General features: G+C 36.8%; 25 protein-coding genes. 9 read left to right on the top strand and 16 right to left on the bottom strand.

All coding sequences use genetic code 11. The features are described 5' to 3' along the window. Positions 1–122 precede the first annotated feature (122 nt). The gene (gene exsF, locus DN408_RS04345; RefSeq protein ID WP_002011391.1) at positions 123–626 is read left to right on the top strand and encodes an exosporium protein ExsF; all 504 of its coding nucleotides are present in this window, start codon (positions 123–125) and stop codon (positions 624–626) included. A gap of 76 nt (positions 627–702) precedes the next feature. Here the strand turns inward: exsF and DN408_RS04340 are convergent, their stop codons facing one another. Next, positions 703–888 carry a hypothetical protein gene (locus tag DN408_RS04340; protein WP_033708144.1) on the bottom strand — a complete coding sequence of 62 codons (186 nt, stop codon included), beginning with the start codon at positions 886–888 and terminating at the stop codon, positions 703–705. Between the two features lie 164 nt (positions 889–1,052). Next, on the bottom strand, positions 1,053–1,412 hold the full coding sequence (locus DN408_RS04335; RefSeq protein ID WP_000899658.1) for a DUF1360 domain-containing protein: 360 nt from the start codon (positions 1,410–1,412) through the stop codon (positions 1,053–1,055). Positions 1,413–1,536: 124 nt separating this feature from the next. On the opposite strand from DN408_RS04335, the gene exsY reads away from it, so the two are divergent. Then, positions 1,537–2,001 (top strand): exosporium assembly protein ExsY, encoded by a 465-nt coding sequence (exsY, locus tag DN408_RS04330; protein WP_002125979.1) that lies wholly within the window; start codon positions 1,537–1,539, stop codon positions 1,999–2,001. 48 nt (positions 2,002–2,049) lie between these two features. Here the strand turns inward: exsY and DN408_RS04325 are convergent, their stop codons facing one another. The 10 genes from DN408_RS04325 to DN408_RS04280 form a co-directional block, all read right to left on the bottom strand. Further along, a complete protein-coding gene (locus DN408_RS04325) occupies positions 2,050–2,568 on the bottom strand; it encodes a spore coat CotO family protein (RefSeq protein ID WP_003187999.1) in 519 nt (172 codons plus the stop codon). A gap of 147 nt (positions 2,569–2,715) precedes the next feature. Then, the gene (gene fabI, locus DN408_RS04320) at positions 2,716–3,486 is read right to left on the bottom strand and encodes an enoyl-ACP reductase FabI (protein ID WP_147739967.1); all 771 of its coding nucleotides are present in this window, start codon (positions 3,484–3,486) and stop codon (positions 2,716–2,718) included. 108 nt (positions 3,487–3,594) lie between these two features. Further along, positions 3,595–4,449 carry a dTDP-4-dehydrorhamnose reductase gene (rfbD, locus tag DN408_RS04315; protein ID WP_002011383.1) on the bottom strand — a complete coding sequence of 285 codons (855 nt, stop codon included), beginning with the start codon at positions 4,447–4,449 and terminating at the stop codon, positions 3,595–3,597. A gap of 11 nt (positions 4,450–4,460) precedes the next feature. Further along, complete coding sequence (gene rfbB, locus DN408_RS04310) at positions 4,461–5,432, bottom strand: dTDP-glucose 4,6-dehydratase (protein WP_002125972.1); 972 nt, start codon at positions 5,430–5,432, stop codon at positions 4,461–4,463. Positions 5,433–5,447: 15 nt separating this feature from the next. After that, a complete protein-coding gene (gene rfbC / locus DN408_RS04305; RefSeq protein ID WP_002011381.1) occupies positions 5,448–5,993 on the bottom strand; it encodes a dTDP-4-dehydrorhamnose 3,5-epimerase in 546 nt (181 codons plus the stop codon). Between the two features lie 8 nt (positions 5,994–6,001). Continuing rightward, entirely contained in the window at positions 6,002–6,739 is a 738-nt protein-coding gene (locus DN408_RS04300; RefSeq protein ID WP_002030415.1) for a sugar phosphate nucleotidyltransferase, read from the bottom strand. Between the two features lie 14 nt (positions 6,740–6,753). Next, positions 6,754–7,434 carry a glycosyltransferase family protein gene (locus DN408_RS04295; protein ID WP_003187995.1) on the bottom strand — a complete coding sequence of 227 codons (681 nt, stop codon included), beginning with the start codon at positions 7,432–7,434 and terminating at the stop codon, positions 6,754–6,756. An 11-nt stretch (positions 7,435–7,445) separates the two neighbouring features. Next, a complete protein-coding gene (locus DN408_RS04290; protein ID WP_002140852.1) occupies positions 7,446–8,132 on the bottom strand; it encodes a glycosyltransferase family protein in 687 nt (228 codons plus the stop codon). After that, complete coding sequence (locus tag DN408_RS04285) at positions 8,129–8,818, bottom strand: class I SAM-dependent methyltransferase (protein WP_002125965.1); 690 nt, start codon at positions 8,816–8,818, stop codon at positions 8,129–8,131. The genes DN408_RS04290 and DN408_RS04285 overlap by 4 nt, the downstream gene beginning before the upstream one ends. A gap of 155 nt (positions 8,819–8,973) precedes the next feature. Next, a complete protein-coding gene (locus tag DN408_RS04280) occupies positions 8,974–10,071 on the bottom strand; it encodes a tetratricopeptide repeat-containing glycosyltransferase family 2 protein (protein WP_002125963.1) in 1,098 nt (365 codons plus the stop codon). A 165-nt stretch (positions 10,072–10,236) separates the two neighbouring features. On the opposite strand from DN408_RS04280, the gene DN408_RS04275 reads away from it, so the two are divergent. From DN408_RS04275 to DN408_RS04245, 7 genes are all read left to right on the top strand, one after another. Further along, positions 10,237–11,079 carry a BclA C-terminal domain-containing protein gene (locus tag DN408_RS04275; protein WP_147739966.1) on the top strand — a complete coding sequence of 281 codons (843 nt, stop codon included), beginning with the start codon at positions 10,237–10,239 and terminating at the stop codon, positions 11,077–11,079. Between the two features lie 122 nt (positions 11,080–11,201). Next, positions 11,202–12,047, top strand: a complete 846-nt coding sequence (locus DN408_RS04270; protein ID WP_002064272.1) for a TylF/MycF family methyltransferase — start codon at positions 11,202–11,204, stop codon at positions 12,045–12,047. A 224-nt stretch (positions 12,048–12,271) separates the two neighbouring features. Continuing rightward, a complete protein-coding gene (locus DN408_RS04265; RefSeq protein ID WP_002030399.1) occupies positions 12,272–13,030 on the top strand; it encodes a class I SAM-dependent methyltransferase in 759 nt (252 codons plus the stop codon). Between the two features lie 6 nt (positions 13,031–13,036). After that, positions 13,037–13,963 (top strand): glycosyltransferase family 2 protein, encoded by a 927-nt coding sequence (locus DN408_RS04260; RefSeq protein WP_078178312.1) that lies wholly within the window; start codon positions 13,037–13,039, stop codon positions 13,961–13,963. Positions 13,964–14,093: 130 nt separating this feature from the next. Further along, on the top strand, positions 14,094–15,254 hold the full coding sequence (locus tag DN408_RS04255) for an FtsW/RodA/SpoVE family cell cycle protein (RefSeq protein ID WP_002030401.1): 1,161 nt from the start codon (positions 14,094–14,096) through the stop codon (positions 15,252–15,254). Positions 15,255–15,333: 79 nt separating this feature from the next. Next, complete coding sequence (prpE, locus tag DN408_RS04250) at positions 15,334–16,074, top strand: bis(5'-nucleosyl)-tetraphosphatase PrpE (RefSeq protein ID WP_078178313.1); 741 nt, start codon at positions 15,334–15,336, stop codon at positions 16,072–16,074. A 223-nt stretch (positions 16,075–16,297) separates the two neighbouring features. Then, a complete protein-coding gene (locus tag DN408_RS04245) occupies positions 16,298–17,692 on the top strand; it encodes a peptidase G2 autoproteolytic cleavage domain-containing protein (RefSeq protein ID WP_078178314.1) in 1,395 nt (464 codons plus the stop codon). 45 nt (positions 17,693–17,737) lie between these two features. Here DN408_RS04245 and DN408_RS04240 read toward each other — a convergent pair whose 3' ends face one another. From DN408_RS04240 to DN408_RS04225, 4 genes are read right to left on the bottom strand one after another with little or no spacing between them, the layout of a single operon-like run. Next, on the bottom strand, positions 17,738–18,631 hold the full coding sequence (locus tag DN408_RS04240) for an RluA family pseudouridine synthase (protein WP_078178315.1): 894 nt from the start codon (positions 18,629–18,631) through the stop codon (positions 17,738–17,740). A 15-nt stretch (positions 18,632–18,646) separates the two neighbouring features. Continuing rightward, on the bottom strand, positions 18,647–19,444 hold the full coding sequence (locus tag DN408_RS04235) for an NAD kinase (protein ID WP_002011365.1): 798 nt from the start codon (positions 19,442–19,444) through the stop codon (positions 18,647–18,649). A gap of 18 nt (positions 19,445–19,462) precedes the next feature. After that, on the bottom strand, positions 19,463–20,101 hold the full coding sequence (gene yjbM, locus DN408_RS04230; protein WP_002125951.1) for a GTP diphosphokinase: 639 nt from the start codon (positions 20,099–20,101) through the stop codon (positions 19,463–19,465). 30 nt (positions 20,102–20,131) lie between these two features. Further along, positions 20,132–20,503: a UPF0738 family protein gene (locus tag DN408_RS04225; protein WP_002011362.1), complete on the bottom strand. Its 372-nt coding sequence runs from the start codon at positions 20,501–20,503 to the stop codon at positions 20,132–20,134. Positions 20,504–20,528: the final 25 nt, after the last annotated feature.

The raw sequence follows: 20,528 nt of genomic DNA, 5'->3' as shown, positions 1-20,528 counted from the left end.
CCACCCAATCCATGCTTAAAAGGTATTATTATGTATTTTTTATAAAATTGGGAACTTGTCTAGAACATAGAACCTGTCCTTTTCATTAACTAAAAGTAGAAACAGATAAAGGAGTGAAAAACATGTTCTCTTCTGATTGCGAATTTAATAACATTGATTGTGAGGCGAAACCAGCTAGTACACTACCTGCCTTCGGTTTTGCTTTCAACGCTTCTGCACCTCAGTTCGCTTCACTATTCACACCACTACTATTACCTAGCGTAAGTCCAAACCCAAATATTACTGTTCCTGTAATAAATAATACAGTAAGTGTCGGAGACGGTATTCGAATTCAAGTAGCTGGTATTTATCAAATCAGTTATACATTAACGATCAGTCTTGATAACGTTCCTACTGCACCAGAAGCTGGTCGTTTCTTCTTATCATTAGGTACACCAGCTAACATTATTCCTGGATCAGGTACAGCGGTTCGCTCTAACGTTATTGGTACTGGTGAAGTAGACGTATCCAGTGGTGTTATTCTTATTAACTTAAACCCTGGTGACTTAATTCAAATTGTACCAGTTGAACTGCTTGGAACTGTAGACATCCGTGCTGCAGCATTAACAGTTGCACAAATTAGCTAGTAAAAAGCGGTATTTCTTAATTGAAATACCGCTTTTTATTTTTACAATAAAAAACACTCACCGTAACATGAGTGTTTCATTCTTCATATTGTTTTATTGTATTCTTCTTTTTCCCACAGTTGCATCCCTTTTTTTTCACAAACCCTTGTTGCTGTAACTGTTCTTGATATGCCTGTTGGTGTGCTTGTTGCTGTTGCTGTATGTTATACCACTGCTGTAGATCATATGAATTTTGCCTTGGATTATTGCTCACAGCAAACATCTCCTCTACTGTCAATTCTGTCTATTTACTATATGAACAACTCTTTATTTCCGTTCCCGCATCCTCTTAAACTCCGCTTTTTCTAACATCATGAAGATTTATCCCGATTGGTGCGGGCTGATAATTAGCGGGGGATGCCCCACACTGATTAAATTTTCACTTTATTATTCTCCCATAAAATATCCTGTAATTGTTTCAATGATCGCTGCTGCACCTGCAATGGCTAATAATGCTAGTACAGGCTCTGCAACAATAGGAATCCATTTATATAAAACTAATAAAAAAGCACTAACCCACACACCTGTACACCAATAGCAGCTTAATAATTCTCCAATCCACTTTCTTAATCCTTTCCCTTTCACCTTTGTAAAAGTCGATACACTTCCATCAGGCTCTGTAATCTCTAACTCATCAATAAACGGTCTTCGCAAAAAAGCTGTAATTTTATCATAAACAATAAGACGAGTTAACCTAAATGCAGCTAGCGCAAAAATAAAAAATAAAAGCCAGCTTGTAAATAACATAATTCCACCTTCCCTATCCTCTTTAGCCTATTTAAAAAAAAAGGTCTTAAGATTGTGACCAAATCTACCCCACTCCAATATCTTATTAATGTAAATACAAACAAGAAGATAAGGAGTGACATTAATGAGTTGTAACGAAAATAAACACCATAGCTCTTCTCACTGCGTAGTTGACGTCGTAAAATTCATCAATGAACTACAAGATTGCTCTAGTTCAACATGTGGTTCTGGTTGTGAAATTCCATTTTTAGGAGCACACAATACAGCAGCAGTAGCAAATACACGCCCTTTTATTTTATACACAAAAGCTGGAACGCCATTTGAAGCATTTGCACCATCTTCAAGCCTTACTAGCTGCCAATCTCCAATTTTCCGTGTAGAAAGCGTAGATGACGATAGCTGTGCTGTCCTACGTGTGTTAACTGTAGTATTAGGTGATGGGTCTCCTGTACCACCTGGCGACGATCCAATTTGTACGTTTTTAGCTATACCAAATGCAAGATTAATCTCGACATCTACTTGCATTACTGTTGATTTAAGCTGCTTCTGTGCTATTCAGTGCTTACGCGACGTTTCTATAGTTAAGTAAACTAAAAAACTATTGGGGTGGTAGAAGCTTTCTACCACCTTTACATATTTAAAAGCCGGCCATATCAATCGATTTGATGTCTTCTATAGATAATCGAATATCTCTCATACTATTTGGTGGCATAATGGATACAATGCCATTACGGTAAGATATAATCGATCCTATATATGAGACGGTCGTCGTTCTTATTCTACATCTTATTTTTGGAATGTAATGAGGACGATTTAATAAAAAATGAATTTTTTCTTCATTATTCATATCCTTAAAGGATTTATTGTAAGGGACCGTTCTCACTTGCTCTTCCTCTACTTTTTCTTCCACCTCCACTTTAGGCTCCTCTCGTGGTTCTTGTTTCTCTTGTTCTACCACTTCTTCCACAGCACTACTTACAATACTTTCATTTCTATTACTTTGCTCTTTTTGATCCTCATCTTCAAAATTCGTTAAAATAATTCTTTTTATTTTCGGTGCAGCGAGTTCTAAATTTACTTGTGCAATATATAACAACGGTTTTCCAACTGTTGAACTTTTATTTTTATTCTTCACACTCGTCCCTCCCACTTCCATACGTAGCTGGATAAATCGTGTACTATTATAGTTATATTCATAACGTGGCTAGAACTTTCGTTAAAAATCGTTCTTTCTGGGAACAATTAAAAAGGACAGTCTCAACGTTTAGAGACTGTCCTTTTTAAACTTTAATTCCTATTATATTTATCCTAAAATATGATATCCTGAATCAACATGAATGTTTTCACCTGTTACTCCGCGTGCTAAATCACTGAATAAGAATACTGCTGTATCTCCAACTTCTTCTGGAGTCGTCGCACGACGAAGTGGTGCGCGCTCCTCAATTTCTTTTAAGATTGAGTTAAAGTCGCCTACACCTTTCGCAGATAACGTACGAATTGGTCCTGCAGAAATAGCGTTAACGCGAATGCCATGTTGTCCTAAATCGTTCGCTAAATATTTCACGCTTGCTTCTAATGAAGCTTTCGCAACACCCATAACGTTATAGTTTTTCACAACGCGCTCGCCGCCAAGGTATGTTAAAGTTAAAATATTTCCGCCTTCTGTCATCACTTTCTTCACTTCTCTTGCTACAGCTGTTAAAGAGAATGCACTAATATTTTGTGCAAGTAAAAATCCATCGCGAGAAGTATCTACAAATTCGCCTTTTAAATCATCACGATTTGCAAAAGCAATACAGTGAGCAACACCGTGAATTGTACCAACTTCTTGCTTAATAGTTTCAAAGCAAGCTGTAAGTTCCTCATCATTCGTTACATCACAAGGTAATACAAGTGATTCTTGTCCTTCTAATGTTTCCGCTAGTTCACGAACGTTTCTTTCTAAACGCTCTCCTGCATATGTGAATATTAATTTTGCACCTGCATTATGCAAAGAGCGAGCAATTCCCCATGCAATACTTCTTTGGTTCGCAACGCCCATAACAACAAATGTTTTCCCTTGTAATAGTTCCATGATATATCCTCCCAGAAATACTTATACTTGTTATTAGTACCTGATACTATAATTATAGTACCATAAAACCTCTTAAAGGCAAACAAAAAAGTCACTAACATAAATTTGTTAATGACTTTTTGTTTCTATAAAAAACCTTTCTAATCCTTCTTCCCAAGTAGGCATTTGTAAAAAACCATTTAATCGTAGCATGTTATGTTGAAAGATAGAATATTTTGGTCTCGCAGCCGCCGATCCGAATTCTTCAGTTGAAACAGGTAATACATTCACTTTCATATTTGCATACGAAAATATTTTTTGGGCAAATTCAAACCAAGAACATGATCCTCTATTGGATACGTGATACGTACCGTATAAAGAAGTGTGAATGAGCTTATTAATCATCATATTTAAATCTGCCACGTACGTAGGAGAGCCAATTTGATCCGCTACAACAGATATGTTTTCTCTCTCTTTTCCTAATCGTAGCATCGTTTTCACAAAATTATTTCCATACTTACCATACAACCACGATGTACGAACTATAAAATATTTATTATGTAACTCTTTTACGAACTGCTCTCCTGCAAATTTAGAAGCTCCATATATATTTATCGGTGCTGGATTATGAAATTCATGATAGCCATCCGGTTTGTCACCTGGAAATACATAATCGGTACTGACATACACTAACTTAGCCCCTACTAATTGTGAAGCAACCGCTACATTTCGAGCTCCAATCGCATTTATTAAGTAAGCAAGATCCTGTTCTTTCTCAGCACCATCTACCTTCGTATACGCTGCACAATGAACAATTGTATGTGGCTTTATTTCTTGTACCACTTGCTTAATTCGGGATATATTTGTTACATCTAATAACTTTTTATCAAATGGATATATGTCATATTCCTCAGAATTCAACTCTTCTTGTAGTTGCTTCCCTAGCTGACCGTTCGCTCCCGTTATGATAATCCGTTCTTTCATCTACATGCCCCTTACTTTTCTTTTAGTGGTTTCCACCAGTCCACATTGTTTTTATACCATTCCACCGTTTCTTTTAATCCTTGTTCGAACGTATACTTCGGTTCCCATTCAAACTCATTCTTCATTTTTTGTGCATCAATCGCATAACGACGGTCGTGACCTAAACGGTCTGTTACAAATTCAATATCTTTTTTCGTTTTTCCTAAAAGTTTTATAATTTGTTCCACAACATCTACATTTGTTTTTTCGTTATTTCCGCCGATATTATACACCTCTCCTACACATCCCTTATGCAAAACGGTGTCAATTGCACTACAATGATCCGTTACATGCAGCCAATCCCTTACATTCAATCCATCACCATATAATGGTAGTTTCTTTCCTTCAAGCGCATTCGTAACCATTAACGGAATTAATTTCTCAGGATATTGGTACGGTCCGTAGTTATTAGAACAACGCGTTATAATAACCGGTAATTGATACGTTTCATAATAAGATAAGGCTATCATGTCGCTACTCGCTTTACTTGAAGAATATGGACTATTAGGAGCTAGCGGGGTTTCCTCGGTAAACTTTCCTGTTTTCCCTAAAGAACCGTATACTTCATCTGTTGATACTTGCACGAGTTTAATATGTGAATATTTTTTCACTAACTCCAACAGCGTGACTGTACCTATTACATTCGTATCATAAAAAGGAATTGGGTTTTCAATACTACGATCCACATGTGATTCAGCTGCGAAATTTACAATTACTTGCACGTCACGTTCCTTAACAACATGTTCCAGCAGCTCTCCATTTTGGATTTTCCCTTTTACAAATGAGTAGTTAGGATTTTCTTGAATAGACTTTACATTATTTAAATTCCCGCTATATGTTAATGCATCGTAATTAATGATTTTATATGTTTCATAGTTTTTTAACATATAGTGAATGAAATTACTTCCAATAAATCCAGCTCCACCTGTAACTAATATATTCATAAACAACTCTCCTACTTAAAAACTATCTTCATATTCCTGAAGTAATGGTAATATTCGATCCTTATCGGACAAGATAGGATTTGTTACCGGCCATGGAATTGATAATTCTTTATCTTCCCAAAGCAAACCGGAATCGTGATCAGCACTATAATACTCATCTACTTTATACATAACAATTGTATGAGGTACAAGTGTACAAAAACCATGAGCAAATCCTTTCGGCACTAATAATTGCCTATGATTATCCGCACTTAAAATATAACCTCTCCACTTTTTAAATGTAGGTGAATCTTTTCGCAAATCAACGATAACATCATATATTGCACCTTGCATAACTTGAATGAGTTTCGTTTGTGCTTTCGGATTTTTTTGAAAGTGTAGCCCTCGAATCGTCCCCGAATGCGCTGAATAAGATACGTTATCTTGCAGAAATGAATGCGTAATCCCTAACGATTCTAGCATCTTCTTATTATAACTTTCAGTAAAAAAACCTCGCTCGTCTTCAAACAATCTCGGTTCTAACAATTTCGCATCGGTAAAATTTGTTTCTACAACTTTCATATTTTCACCTATTCTCCATTAAACTGTTTCCCAAAGTTTATATCCCGCGCTAACGTATTCGCTCTTTGAAGAGAAGCATGCGTTCCCGCATCAGTCCACCAGCCGCTCATTTCATTATAAGTAAGTACTCCTCGTTTTAAATACCAATTATTTATATCTGTAATTTCAAGTTCCCCTCTTGCGGAAGGTTTTAATTCTTTTATATAAGAAAAGACTTTCGAATCATACAAATAAATTCCCGTAACAGCATAAGAACTTTTCGGCTCATTCGGCTTTTCTTCAATTCCAATTATTTTTCGGCCTTGAATATGCGCTACACCAAATCGCTCGGGATCTTCTACAGATTGAAGCAGCACTTTAGCCCCTTCTTTTTGACTTGTAAACTCTTCAACATACGGGCAAATATCATCTGAAAAGATATTATCTCCTAATATAACTACCATCCGATCATTTCCTACGAAATCTTCACAAAGTCCTAGTGCCTGCGCAATCCCACCCGCCTTATCTTGCACACGATACGTAAAGGATACACCAAACTCTTGACCACTTCCTAGAAAGCTCACAACATCTCCCATATGCTCTTTACCGGTAATAATCATAATATCTGTAATTTCACATCGCTTCAGCTTATATACCGCATGATAAATCATCGGATACCGCCCAACGGGAAGTAAATGTTTATTCGTTACTTTCGTTATTGGATATAATCTCGATCCTGTCCCGCCTGCTAAAATAATCCCTTTCATCCTTCATCTCTCCCTTATGATGGAGATAGCACCTCTTTATAATGTTCCACAAAAATTTCCCGGTATTTCTCATATGTATCCGCATCAAACTCATCTCCGTTGTAATGAATACACCATAGATTTGCTTGATTAGGGATACCAATTAAATATCCAGCCTTTTGAAATTCTAAAGACTGTGACACATCATAGAAATGAAATCCTTGAAACAAATCCTCTCGCCACGGAATATCATACTGCGTTGCCATGAGTAAACCATCGATTGCTTGCACTGACATAAAAGATCGATTTCCATAAAACCCCAGATCCAAATTTAATAATTGATAATTCTGTCTTCTGTACTCAATCACTTTCCCTACTAAATTTTTCCCTTCCCACCATATCCCGTTACTCGGTAAAAACTGAGCACCAGCTACTCCAATTAAACCAAGCTTTTCATTTTCTTTAAAAAGAGAAATGAGGGTACAAAACATATCACGATTAATAAGGTAAGTATCTTGATGTATATATACTTTATATTTCGCCGGATATGAAAGTGCTCGATTGTACGCACTTGCCATACTTTTCGCATCTCGTATCGGAAAAATTTGCACTACATAGCCAGGGGGAACAACAATGTTTCTTATTTGCCTTTCGCATTGCTCGAAAAGCTCTTCATTATTTACACAAACAACAACTAATATTGTATGATCTTTCATTTTGTAGCCCTCTATTCTTCCTTATTCACATCTGACATATAGTTCTCTACAAATACTTTTCTATACTTTTCATAGTTCGTCATATTTACATCGAAATGATAATGAATACACCAAGCATCACGCTGCACAGGGACACCGACTGTATACCCAGCTTTTTTAAATTCAAAAGATTGGGATACATCATAAAAATCAAACCCATCAAATAAGTCCTCTCGCCACGGAATATCATATTGTGTCGCCATCAATAAACCGTCAATACATTCCACAGGAATAAATGTTTTCGATTCATGAAATGGTTGCTCTAAACTTGCCATATAAAACAAATCGTTCATATAACCAATGACTTTCCCGACAATCCCACGCCCTTCGTTCCATACACCATTTGGAGGAACATATTGGGATCCAACCATCCCAATCATCCCAAGATGTTCATGCTCCTCAAATAATTGAATTAATCCGTATAGAAAGGCTCCATTTATAATAAAGACATCTTGGTGTAAATACACTTTATACTTCGCTGGATGTGAAATGGCTTGATTGTATCCGCTCGTCATACTTTTTGCATTTCGAATCGGCATAAATTGTATAGTATACCCAGGAGGTACTGCCAATTTCAATATATGTCGCGCACATTGTGCATACAATTTCCGATCATTTATACATGTAACAAATAGTATTGTTTTTTCTGCAGCACTCATAATTGTGATTTTTCTGCTTCAATAATATATTGAAATACAACTGTCTCAGCCATGAAGCCACTTCCAAGACGATACTTTTTACAAATTCCATATAACTCTTCAATAAGTGGCTCATATATTTTATGATCAACATATACACGATCTACTTTACTAATAGAATATCCTGCTTTTAAAAACATTCTTAGCATTTCATTAAAAGTAAAGAAACGAATATGCGTTTTATCTAATAATCCATATTCTGTATACGTCCAATTTCCAGCGAGTAAGGGAGCTAATACTGAAATGTGCGCAACGTTTGGTATGCTAGCTAAAATCACACCATTTTCTTTTATATATGGCTTTACTTTCTTTATAACAGCCCACGGATCAAATAAATGCTCTAATACATCCCCGAATATGACACAATCAAATTGTTCCTTCTCATAAGGAAGATCCATTGTTTCTATATCACCTAAAATAACATGATCTAGTTTTTCTTTCGCTTTTTCGGCAGCCTCTGGGAACGCCTCAATTCCTGATACACGTGCTCCATTTTCTTTTATAGCCGCTCCTAATGCACCGCTCGAGCAACCAATATCAAGAACTTCTTGCCATTCCTTTTTTATATGCTTGAATAAATTAGGGTTTATCGCATTATAATAATGTTCAGATTTTTCTTCGTATAAAGAACTTTTCTCCCGATTCATTTCACACACTCCTTATGCAAATTGAATTTGAAATATAAACAAAAGATATTCTACAAAGGATGCCATCTCTATTGGTTGCATTACCGATAATCTAATATATAGCCATTCTACTATCATTAGAATAGCGACAAGTCATTTCCTAAAAATAGAACAAATTACATTTTATATTGTTTATCATAGATGCCTCTAAAATATTTACGGTTATATTCAATCGCAGCATTATTCGGAACATAAGAAGCTGCCAATTCATTATAATAATAAGCTTTATCTTGATCTCCTAATCTGCTATAACAAATACACATTTGTAAATATGGAATCCACGTATAACTAGCCGGACTGTGAAAAGGACTATCCTCTGCTAGCGGCACTTCAGTTGCTAGCTTAAACCAAAATATCGCTTCATTATACTTTTGTTGTTCCATATATATATATCCTATTCTTGTACAATTCTCTCCTCTAGGAATACCATAACGAAACGACTTCGTACAAGTTTCAACTGCCTTCTCCCAGTCTCCTAACTTCGCATAACAATCTCCTAACTTACCACATGCATAAATTTTCTCTTCATGCCATCCTTCCTCTTGATTAAGAAATGTTTCATACAGAAGAACCGCATCGTCGTATTTTTGATTATCCATAGATTCATTACCGTAATAAAATAAATCTCTCGGGCTTAATTCTTCTCCAGCTGCTACAGCATTTTGAAAAATTTTCAAATTACGATTCGTTATTTCTTTTTCTTTCTTATGTGTAATGGCGACATTACTATTGTAAATCTCACCAGAAACAGCTAAATACTCATGCACCTTTCCAAACCATTGAAATTGTTTTTCACGCTTCACAAGTCGGTATCTTCTTGTGCAATATAAAGGTTTCCCATTAGAATCCATTACAAGATAATAAGGCATAGAAACAGCGTCAACTTTACCATCTAACTCTCGTTTTAATGTTTTCAGTGATTCTTGAGCTTCCTCTAATAACACATCATCAGCATCTAACCATAATATATATTCTTGCGTTGCTTTTGAAAACGCAAAATTTCTAGCTGCCGCAAAATCATCAACCCACGGAAAATCGTGTATGTTAGAAGTGTATTTTGCTACAATTTCCTTCGTTCGATCAGTGGATCCTGTATCAACTACAATAATTTCATCAACAATTTTTTCTACCGCGTCCAAACATCGATCTATTGTATTTTCCTCATCGCGAACAATCATACATAGACTAATTGTAATTCCTTGCTTGTTCAACATAATCACCCTCTTCCAACTCAATCATATGTTATACATACAATAAACTTTCCATTTTTTTAACTTGTTCAAGCTATTTAAGATTTCTTTTTAATAATTCAAATGTCCGTGTCATTTTCTTGCGATTTTGCATCTACTATATAATGAAAGCTTTATGGAGGTGAATTTATGTCAAATAATAATTATTCAGATGGCTTAAATCCTGATGAATTCTTATCAGCTAGTGCATTTGATCCTAATCTTGTAGGTCCAACTTTACCACCAATACCACCGTTTACACTTCCAACCGGGCCAACTGGGCCGACTGGGCCTACTGGACCGACTGGACCTACCGTACCTACTGGGCCTACTGGGCCTACTGGACCGACTGGACCGACTGGACCGACTGGGCCTACTGGGCCTACTGGGCCTACTGGAGACACTGGTACAACTGGCGCGACTGGACCGACTGGGCCTACTGGAGACACTGGCGCGACTGGACCGACTGGGCCTACTGGAGACACTGGCGCAACTGGACCGACTGGGCCTACTGGAGACACTGGTGCCACTGGTGCCACTGGTGCCACTGGACCGACTGGACCGACTGGACCGACTGGGCCATCTGGATTAGGACTTCCAGCAGGATTGTATGCATTTAACTCTGCTACAATTAGCGTAGCTCTTGGAATTAATGAGCCAGTACCATTTAATACTGTTGGATCTCAGTTTGGTACAGCAATTTCTCAATTAGATGCCGATACTTTCATCATAAGTGAAACTGGATTCTACAAAATTACTGTTATCGCATATACTGCATTAGTAAGTGTATTAGGTAGCCTTGCAATTCAAGTTAACGGTGTCAATGTACCAGGTGCTGGAACAAGTTTAATCTCACTTGGAGCACCTCTCGTTATCCAAGCGATTACACAAATTACAATAACTCCATCAATGGTTGAAGCAGTTGTTACAGGACTTGGCTTATCGCTAGCTCTTGGTACTAGTGCATCAATTATTATTGAAAAAATTGCTTAATTTTTTACTTAGCAGTAAAACTGATATCAGTTTTACTGCTTTTTCAATTATGAATTCAATCATGAAACCTTCACTACCTACATAATCATATTGTTGTATGACATTTCGCAGGAGGCATCTATATGGAAAATAAATCTGCTGTCCAGCTTTATCTCGAGTTGTTAAAGAAAACAATTCTGTTTGAAATATGGCTAGAGTATGAGCCATATTTACCTGCTTCGTTACATATATCTAAGGAACTTCCATACGAACCCGTTACAGTTCCACTCCCTTTATTTATTAAACAATATGCAGAAAATCATAATTTAAAAATTATTAAACCTAACGTTTTAAAAAGCGAACGTCAAGACGGAATGGATTGGCCAAGAGCAGCACACAGTATGATCGGCCGGGAACGCATGAATCAATTACATGAAGCATTAGAAACAGTTGTCCGTGAAAATATAGAAGGTGATTTTATTGAAACAGGTGTGTGGCGCGGGGGATCGTGCATTTTTATGAATGGTTTTTTACAAGCAAACAACATTACTGATCGCAATGTATGGGTTGCCGATTCATTTGAGGGCCTCCCAACACCAAATATAGAACAATACCCGAGAGATTTCGGCGATTACTTACACAGCTTTGATTATTTACGTGTTTCTTTAGAACAAGTACAAGAAAACTTTAGAAAATACGATTTATTAAATGACCAGGTAAAGTTTTTAAAAGGTTGGTTTAAAGATACTTTACCCTCAGCACCGATAGAAAAAATTGCGATTGCTCGCCTTGACGGTGATATGTATGAATCAACGATGGATGGTCTCGTAAACTTATACGATAAAGTTTCTAAGGGCGGCTATATAATTATCGATGATTACGGACTACCACCATGCGCTGAGGCTGTGACAGACTTTAGAAATCAAAGAAACTTAAAAGCTCCTATTACTAAAATTGATGTATTCGGTGTTTATTGGCGAAAAGAATAGGGCGAAACTTTATTCAGTTAAGGTTTCTCCATCTCACACTAATTATTGGCCTTCGCCAATAGCATGATAAATAAAAACAAAGGCTCCCATTACTATTTCCAGTTGTTCTAGGGAGCTTTTTACATATCGCAACAGTTCTAATATCGTTTCCCCTCCCACTATAAAATGTTAGCTGCATGTTAAAAATGTTGGTTCCCTATTTACTACAAGGAAGGAGTGAAATTATGAGCGAGCTTGAAAAAAAAATCGCATTAATCCCACCTCCCGAACTCGTCCAATATGTAGGTGGCGACTTTCAAAAGGTTGGAAAAGAATTCATAAAGCATTTTATTCAAATTGGTAGTTTAAAATCCAATGAAACAGTGTTAGATGTAGGTTGTGGTGTCGGTCGAATGGCGGTTCCATTAATGAATTACTTAGGTGATGATGGAGCTTATTATGGATTTGATTTATTTAAAGATGGCATTACATGGTGCAAAAATAATATTTCAACTGCCCGTAGCAATTTCCATTTTGAACACGTTGATATATATAATCAATTCTACAACCCAGAAGGAAAAGAAGATGCTTCTCAATACAAATTTCCATATGAAGACGATTCATTCGATTTTATTTTTTTAACTTCTGTATTTACCCATCTCCTTCCGAAAGAATTAGAACATTACGTATCTGAGATTGTACGTGTTCTAAAAAAAGATGGGAGATGTTTTATTACCTTCTTTCTCATTAACCCTGAATCATCCTATTACTTAAATTCTGGGCTAAGTACATTAGGTTTTTATCATCAAATTGAAAATTGTTATGTTGTGAATAAAGATATTCCTAATTTCGCAGTTGCCTATCCTGAAGAAGATATCCGCACCTTATTAAATAAACATGGCTTAGAGGTAATTAATAAACCGCATTATGGTTTATGGTGCGGCAGAAATGAATATACAAGTTATCAAGATATCGTTCTTACAAAAAAAGCTTCTGAAAGGTAGTTTCGTATGAATAATAAAAAAAAGTCACCTCTCGTTTCCATCCTTATTCCCACTTATAATCGACCACATTATTTCAAAATTGCTCTAGAAAGTGCATTAGCACAAACTTATCCAAACATTGAAATTATTATAGGAGACGATAGTACAAATGATGAAACAGAAATCTTAATAAATGAACAGTATTTACCTAATTATAAAAACATAACATACATTCGAAATACCACTACTTTAGGACAATTTCATAACGATCTTATGCTCTTAGAGAAATCTAATGGGGAGTATATAAATTTTTTAATGGACGATGATGTGTTTTATAATCATAAAATACAAAAAATGATGGCTTATTTTGAGCAAGACACAAATAAAAATCTCGCTCTTATAACTTCTTATCGAGTACGTATTGATGATCACGGGAATTTAATTGGAGATGCTCATCCAACACAAAGATTATATAGCGAAGACATTCAATTAAACGGAATATTTTTAGGCGACTGGATGTTAAAAGGTGGACATAACATTATCGGTGAGCCTACAACTATTCTGTTTAGAAAACAGTTACTCACTGAACCTTTCGGCACGCTAAAAGGAAGGCACTATTCTTGTAGTGTCGATATGGCATCATGGATTTCCTTACTTTCTAAAGGAGACGCAGTATACATATCCGAACCTTTAAGCCAATTTCGCTACCATACTGGGCAACAAATACACAGCAAGCTCCTTGAAGGATCTGAGGATTTTACGCACCTCGTTATAACTTCAAAAGAATACGGATTTTTACAAGATAATACAGATTATAGACTAGGTCTAATTAGCGCTTATAAATGGTGTAAAAATTCCTTAGAATATTATAGCCAGCTACCAAACCTCATTCCAGATGCACATGTACGTCTTTCCCATTGTTTGGACATAATTATAAAAGAGCTACATCATTAGTCTATTCTGCGAAAATAAAATGTGTGAGCTTTACGTGAATAATGCGTATAGTTCATACATTCTTTTTAAACTATGTGATGCACCAACTAAAACCCACTAATATAGAGAGCAGTAGAAAGGAATTCATACAGTGAAAGATCCGAACACTCAATATCAAATAGACTACATATTAATATTCATTTTATTTGCCATTGGGATTGTTAGCTGCTTTGCTATCGCAAGTGCACAAGCTTCTTTACCACCATTTTTACAAAACGTAAATTTTGTATTAAAACAAATCCAATGGTATGCCATTGGATTTATCGCCATTGGTGTTATTATGGTTATTGATTTCGATCGATATAAACAAATTGCTTGGTATTTATATAGCTTTGCACTCATACTTCTAATTGGCCTAGAACTTCAAGTTCCTGGCGCCGTTACAATTAAAGGGGCTACCGCATGGTACAGACTTCCAGGCATCGGAAACTTTCAGCCTTCTGAAATCATGAAATTATTTTTGATTATCGTCGTTGGACGAATTATAGCGAATCATAATGAAAAATACCTTTTTCGGACAACTCGTGAAGATTTCATTTTACTTTTAAAAATATTTGCAGCTAGTTTACCTCCACTACTTCTAATCGCAAAAGAACCTGATTTAGGAAACACAATGGTCATTTCAGCGATGCTTGCAACAATGGTTTTAGTTTCTGGTATACGTTGGCGCTTTATCCTCGGATTAACCTCCGGTATTTTCGCCATAGGCTCTACCTTAACATATATTTATTTCACGCATACAGAGTTCTTTAAAGAGCACATTCTAAAAGAATATCAATTAAATCGCTTCTATGGTTGGCTTGCACCTTATGAATATGACGCACAAGGATATCAATTAAGACAAGCATTTTTAGCTACTGGATCAGGAGAGATGCAAGGAAAAGGATGGGAAAATAGACAAGTATATTTTCCAGAGCCACATACAGATTTTATTTTTACAAATATCGCTGAACAATTCGGTTTTTTAGGAGCAAGTGTTATTATTTCATTTTTTTTCTTACTCATTTACCGAATGATCCATATCGCTTTAGAAAGCAATGAACCTTTCGGTAGTTATATTTGCGCTGGTACAATTGGAATGTTTACGTTCCAAGTATTCCAAAATATTGGGATGACAATTGGTTTACTCCCTATTACAGGAATAACGTTACCGCTTATGAGCTACGGCGGGAGTTCACTGCTCACATATATGGTTGCTATTGGATTTATTTTAAACGTACGCTCAAGAACTAAAATCTTTATGTTTAAATGAACCATATCGAAAAACGGTATGGTTTTTTTCTATGTCCATTTTAGATATACTAATGAAAAAATGAGCTGGAGGTTTAAATATGAAATATGACATTATAGGTGATATTCACGGATGCTTCCAAGAGTTTCAAGATTTAACAACGAAACTAGGGTATAGCTGGGATAGTGGTATCCCAATTCATACCGCAAAACGAAGGCTTGCATTCGTTGGTGATATTACAGACCGAGGTCCTCATTCGTTACGGATGATTGAAATTGTATGGGAGCTCGTAATAAATAGAAAAGATGCTTATTATGCTCCAGGGAATCACTGCAATAAACTGTATCGTTTCTTCCTTGGACGTAATGTTACAATCGCTCATGGGCTCGAAACAACTGTTGCAGAATATGAAGCATTGCCTTCTAATAAGCAACAAATAATAAAAGAAAAATTCATTACTCTTTACGAACAATCACCGCTATATCACATACTGGATGAAAAAAAATTAACCGTCTGTCACGCTGGTATTCGGCAAGATTACATAGGAAGACAAGATAAAAAAGTACAAACCTTTGTATTATATGGTGATATTACAGGCGAAAAACACCCTGACGGCTCACCTGTCCGCCAAGATTGGGCGAAAGAGTATAAGGGTGAAACATGGATTGTTTATGGACATACACCTGTCAATGAACCTCGCTTTGTGAATCATACAGTCAATATTGATACTGGTGCTGTATTTGGTGGTAAACTAACTGGACTACGTTACCCTGAGTTGGAGACCGTTTCTGTCCCTTCTTCCCTACCTTTTGTCCCTGAAAAGTTCCGCCCAATTTCATAAAGTGAAACTTTAATCAGTGGGGGTTTTGTTCATCCCCCACTGATTATTAGCCCGCACCAATCGGGATAAATACCTCTACTTAATACAATTCACGATTTGCAGAGGATCATGGTGTTTTCTAGACATATTCCACACTAAAACTAGATAAAGCAATTAAAAAAAGATGCAATAAAGTGCATCTTTTTTTAATTGCACGGCATATACTGTCGCAGGAGGTGACGGAATGAAGAAAAAATCTTCTAAACAAAAAAGAAAATTCCACCCTTTATACCATCCCATGTATGGAATTAACAACTGGTGCAGTATTCGAGCGGCAGCTATAGAAGAAATAGAAGAACAAGAGTCATCAAAAAAAAGCAAACCGAGAGAAAAATATATCTCTTTAGAAAATGCTGTTATGAGGCGAATTATAGATAGCAGGAAAATAAAAGCAAAACAAAAAAAGAAGCTCGCTTCTAATAATGATGAACCTGTGCTTAATTCGGAAAAGATACAAGAAAATATAGAAGAAAACATTCCTGCAGCAATAAAGGAAAAAGTACAACCAGAAATTCCAGCTACTATTATAAATCAAGTAAAAAAAATAAAAGAAGCATTAATCTCGGGCAACGATGTACAAATAGAAAGATCCGCCCCTATTCAGGCTCCTGTACCTACACCTATAAAAAAAGAAAATAACAAAGGAGCTCGTCACGCATATAAAGAAGGACTTCAATCTAAAGCTGATGGAATCGCTTCACATGCAGAAGGGCTTCTTACACATGCAACGGGTCCCTTTTCTCATGCAGAAGGCACAAAAACAAAGGCAACTGGACATAGTTCGCATAGCGAAGGAAGTGAAACGACAGCAGGCGGCTCTTATTCTCATGCAGAAGGAAAACATGCAATTGCTTTGGGCGAAGCAGCACATGCAGAAGGAACCGCAACTATCGCTAACGGATTCTCATCTCATGCGGAAGGAAATCATACATCAACAGCTAATTTTGCAGGCAGCCATATTATGGGGAAATTTGGTACAGCAGAAGAAGCTTATTCCTGGTTTATCGCAAATGGGACAAATGACACTGATTATAATATAGGTGCCAAATGGCTTGCCCATAACGGAGAAATGTATATCGATGGTGCTTCTTACAATGCAGGTGGTACTGATTTTGCACAAATGTTTGAGGCAGCAGATCATAGCCCTATTGATATCGGCTATTTCATTACATTTAGTAGCGAAGAAAAAATTCGAAAAGCTACTTCAAATGATACATTCATATTAGGCATATCCAGCGCTACTCCTGCTCTCATAGGAAATAGCGGTGCTTTAAGTTGGCAAAAACGCTATAAAACAGATAGCTTCGGAAAACGTCAATATACGCGTACGGATACGCAAGAAATACGACCTCTTTTAAATACAGAATGGGATCCAGCTTGTAAGTATATATCAAGAAGAGACCGTACTGAGTGGCTTCCTGTCGGATTAATTGGACAAATGTTAGTACGTGATGACGGCACTTGCGAAACACACGAATATTGTCGTCCGAATGATGACGGCATTGCCACGAAAGCTGAAAGTGGCTTTTTCGTTATAAAACGTACTGGTGAAAATCAAATTTTAATATTATTTCGCTAAAAAAAGGGAACAAAATTCTTTTTATGATAAGAATTTTGTTCCCTTTTAATTGTTATGTAAAGCGTATTGCATATCCTCTGGGATACTTACGGTAAAAGTCATTCCCTTTTCTAAAATAGGATGATAAAACGTCAAAGATGTACTATGCAGCGCTTGACGTTTTATCACATCTCTTTGGCCACCGTATAGATCATCCCCAAGTAGCGGATTTCCTATATATGCCATATGTACACGAATTTGATGTGTTCTTCCTGTCTCGAGCTCAAGCGCTACATGCGTCTTATCGGAAGAACTCTCCATCACTCTAAAATGAGTAACAGCTCTTTGACCATCTTCACAGACAGTTCGCTCGATAATACTATCCGCTTTTCGTCCGATTGGCGCGTCAATCGTTCCTACTTCTTCTAAAATAGTCCCATGAACGATTGCCTCATACGTTCGTTTCACCCCTTTTTGTTGATGCTGCTTCGATAAAAGGTGGTGAACGAATCTATTTTTCGCAATTAACATAAGCCCTGAAGTATCACGGTCTAACCTCGTCACAATGTGCACCGTACTTGCAAGATTTTGTTTATCATAATGATATAAAAGAGCGTTTGCAATACTTCCTGACGGGTGCTCCCTAGACGGAATCGTCGACATATTTGCTTCTTTATTTATAACAAGAACCGCATCATCTTCATATACGATACATAAAGGGATATCTTCCACTTCCATCCCTTCACTTCTTTCCTCCACTGGAAAAAAGATTTGTAACTCTTCACCAGCTTGTAACTTGTGACGAACACTTGTGTGTTGACCGTTTACTTCAATTGCTCCCCCGCGGAACTTTATATCCGTTAAAGCAGCTTTCGAAATCCCTTTTGTTTTCAAAAATTCTCTAACTAAAGTTCCCTCTTCAGCCAGCCCTATATCCCATTTCAATGTAAATCTGTTCAAATATATAAACCCTCTCTATTTATCTGCAACAAACGAGTCACGAACACGTTTCCAGAATGGGAACGGACGGAAACGAACAAATCGTACTTTCTCGTTTGCAACGCGATACTGAATTGATTTCACATCTTGATGAACCATCGTCAAATGATCCACGGTAATTTGCATGTTCATTCCTGCAGCCGGCTTTAAAACGCATGTATGATGCTTCGGCAGTACGAGCGGCGAACCTACCGTACGAAATACACGATTGTTGATAGATGCCATTTCTGCAATTTGAATCGCTTCAATAGAAGGGTGAATAATTGCTCCGCCAAGCGCCTTATTATACGCGGTACTTCCTGAAGGAGTAGAAATACAAAGACCATCTCCGCGAAACGTTTCGAAATACTCTCCGCGTATTTCCACTTCTGTTACTAATGTACCTTCTGCACTTTTTACAGTCGCTTCATTCATCGCCAAATACTGCGACTCTTTACTACCATTCACATAGCGAATAATCACTTCTAAAAGTGGATATTCCACCACTTGGAACGGTGTTTTAGCGATTGCAATCACCAACTTCTCTACTTCCGTCGGTAACCAATCTGCATAGAAACCTAAATGCCCTGTATGTACACCAACAAATGCGGTTTCATCTAATCGATTATAGTAACGATGGAATGCATATAAAAGCGTTCCATCTCCCCCAACAGAAATTACAATATCAGGTTCCTTTTCATCCATTGTAAACCCAAAATCTAACAAGTATTCTTTCATCGTACTTGCTAGTGTATCTGATGATTGATCTCCCTTTGACATAATTGTAAATTTCATCGCCCAACACCCTTTAGTTTATGATTCAGAATCTTTCGTTTCCTGCTTTCGTGAAAAGACCTTTTGCGCTTCTTGAATTTCAAGACGAATGGAAGACATTTCTTCATCTAATAAAAATGCCGCTTCCGCTGCACGTTGTAAGCGTATTTTAATATCTTCAGGAAAACGTCCACTATATTTGTAATTTAAAGAATGCTCAATCGTTGCCCAAAAATTCATTGCTAACGTGCGAATTTGAATTTCAACTAACACTTTTTTCTCCCCCTGTATCGTTTGAACAGGATAACTAATGACAACGTGGTAAGAGCGATAGCCGCTATCTTTCTTTTGCGTTACATAATCACGTTCTTCTACAATGTCAAAATCATTTCGTTTTCGAAGATATTCTACAACAGGCTTAATCTCATCTACGAATTGACACATCATTCGAAGGCCCGCGATGTCCTGCATATCTTCTCTAATTCGGTCTAGCGGTACATTTCTCTTCTCCGCTTTATCAATAATACTTGCAACCGACTTTACCCTTCCTGTTACAAACTCAATTGGAGAATGCTCCGTTAACATTGCAAATTGAGTACGCATTCCTTTTAGTTTCACTTTCAGCTCCGCCACCGCTTGGTGATACGGTGCTAAAAATTCTTCCCAATTACGATTCATTTCAACCACCACCAAAATCAATCCATTTGCTTATAGAAACACTTTTTCTACAGCAGTTACTAGTTCTTCTCCGTAATTTGCATTACCTTCAATATTTTCAACTAAATATTCTACTTCTTCTTTTAATCCTTCTAATTCTATTTCAACATCATTCACGCGAATAAACATCGCTGTATCTTTATTCATCGCTTCATGCATTGCTTCCCAGCATGTATGCGGAATACTTACATAAATGAAAGATGATTCATTTTCTAAGATATATAAAAATGATAAATTGTCTGAGTCTACAAGTACGTGATTACGCGCACTTAACTCCTTTACCTCTATTTCAGTATTTTCCGCACAAAAAATAAGCGCATTCTCTCTCGTTTCTACGCTCTTAACTTGAATTTTATTTTGCATACTCGAACTCCTCCATCTCAACTTC

Origin of the sequence: Bacillus sp. AR13-1, from assembly GCF_008042285.1 — a bacterium.
Taxonomy (GTDB): Bacteria; Bacillota; Bacilli; order Bacillales; family Bacillaceae_G; genus Bacillus_A; species Bacillus_A mycoides.
This window is presented reverse-complemented; position numbering and strand designations above follow the sequence as displayed.

Bases quoted from the DNA above. Each gene is read 5' to 3' on its own strand.
- exsF (WP_002011391.1), top strand. From the start codon at position 123: ATGTTCTCTTCTGATTGCGAATTTAATAACATTGATTGTGAGGCGAAA.
- DN408_RS04340 (WP_033708144.1), bottom strand. From the start codon at position 888: ATGTTTGCTGTGAGCAATAATCCAAGGCAAAATTCATATGATCTACAG.
- DN408_RS04335 (WP_000899658.1), bottom strand. From the start codon at position 1,412: ATGTTATTTACAAGCTGGCTTTTATTTTTTATTTTTGCGCTAGCTGCA.
- exsY (WP_002125979.1), top strand. From the start codon at position 1,537: ATGAGTTGTAACGAAAATAAACACCATAGCTCTTCTCACTGCGTAGTT.
- DN408_RS04325 (WP_003187999.1), bottom strand. From the start codon at position 2,568: ATGGAAGTGGGAGGGACGAGTGTGAAGAATAAAAATAAAAGTTCAACA.
- fabI (WP_147739967.1), bottom strand. From the start codon at position 3,486: ATGGAACTATTACAAGGGAAAACATTTGTTGTTATGGGCGTTGCGAAC.
- rfbD (WP_002011383.1), bottom strand. From the start codon at position 4,449: ATGAAAGAACGGATTATCATAACGGGAGCGAACGGTCAGCTAGGGAAG.
- rfbB (WP_002125972.1), bottom strand. From the start codon at position 5,432: ATGAATATATTAGTTACAGGTGGAGCTGGATTTATTGGAAGTAATTTC.
- rfbC (WP_002011381.1), bottom strand. From the start codon at position 5,993: ATGAAAGTTGTAGAAACAAATTTTACCGATGCGAAATTGTTAGAACCG.
- DN408_RS04300 (WP_002030415.1), bottom strand. From the start codon at position 6,739: ATGAAAGGGATTATTTTAGCAGGCGGGACAGGATCGAGATTATATCCA.
- DN408_RS04295 (WP_003187995.1), bottom strand. From the start codon at position 7,434: ATGAAAGATCATACAATATTAGTTGTTGTTTGTGTAAATAATGAAGAG.
- DN408_RS04290 (WP_002140852.1), bottom strand. From the start codon at position 8,132: ATGAGTGCTGCAGAAAAAACAATACTATTTGTTACATGTATAAATGAT.
- DN408_RS04285 (WP_002125965.1), bottom strand. From the start codon at position 8,818: ATGAATCGGGAGAAAAGTTCTTTATACGAAGAAAAATCTGAACATTAT.
- DN408_RS04280 (WP_002125963.1), bottom strand. From the start codon at position 10,071: ATGTTGAACAAGCAAGGAATTACAATTAGTCTATGTATGATTGTTCGC.
- DN408_RS04275 (WP_147739966.1), top strand. From the start codon at position 10,237: ATGTCAAATAATAATTATTCAGATGGCTTAAATCCTGATGAATTCTTA.
- DN408_RS04270 (WP_002064272.1), top strand. From the start codon at position 11,202: ATGGAAAATAAATCTGCTGTCCAGCTTTATCTCGAGTTGTTAAAGAAA.
- DN408_RS04265 (WP_002030399.1), top strand. From the start codon at position 12,272: ATGAGCGAGCTTGAAAAAAAAATCGCATTAATCCCACCTCCCGAACTC.
- DN408_RS04260 (WP_078178312.1), top strand. From the start codon at position 13,037: ATGAATAATAAAAAAAAGTCACCTCTCGTTTCCATCCTTATTCCCACT.
- prpE (WP_078178313.1), top strand. From the start codon at position 15,334: ATGAAATATGACATTATAGGTGATATTCACGGATGCTTCCAAGAGTTT.
- DN408_RS04245 (WP_078178314.1), top strand. From the start codon at position 16,298: ATGAAGAAAAAATCTTCTAAACAAAAAAGAAAATTCCACCCTTTATAC.
- DN408_RS04235 (WP_002011365.1), bottom strand. From the start codon at position 19,444: ATGAAATTTACAATTATGTCAAAGGGAGATCAATCATCAGATACACTA.
- yjbM (WP_002125951.1), bottom strand. From the start codon at position 20,101: ATGAATCGTAATTGGGAAGAATTTTTAGCACCGTATCACCAAGCGGTG.
- DN408_RS04225 (WP_002011362.1), bottom strand. From the start codon at position 20,503: ATGCAAAATAAAATTCAAGTTAAGAGCGTAGAAACGAGAGAGAATGCG.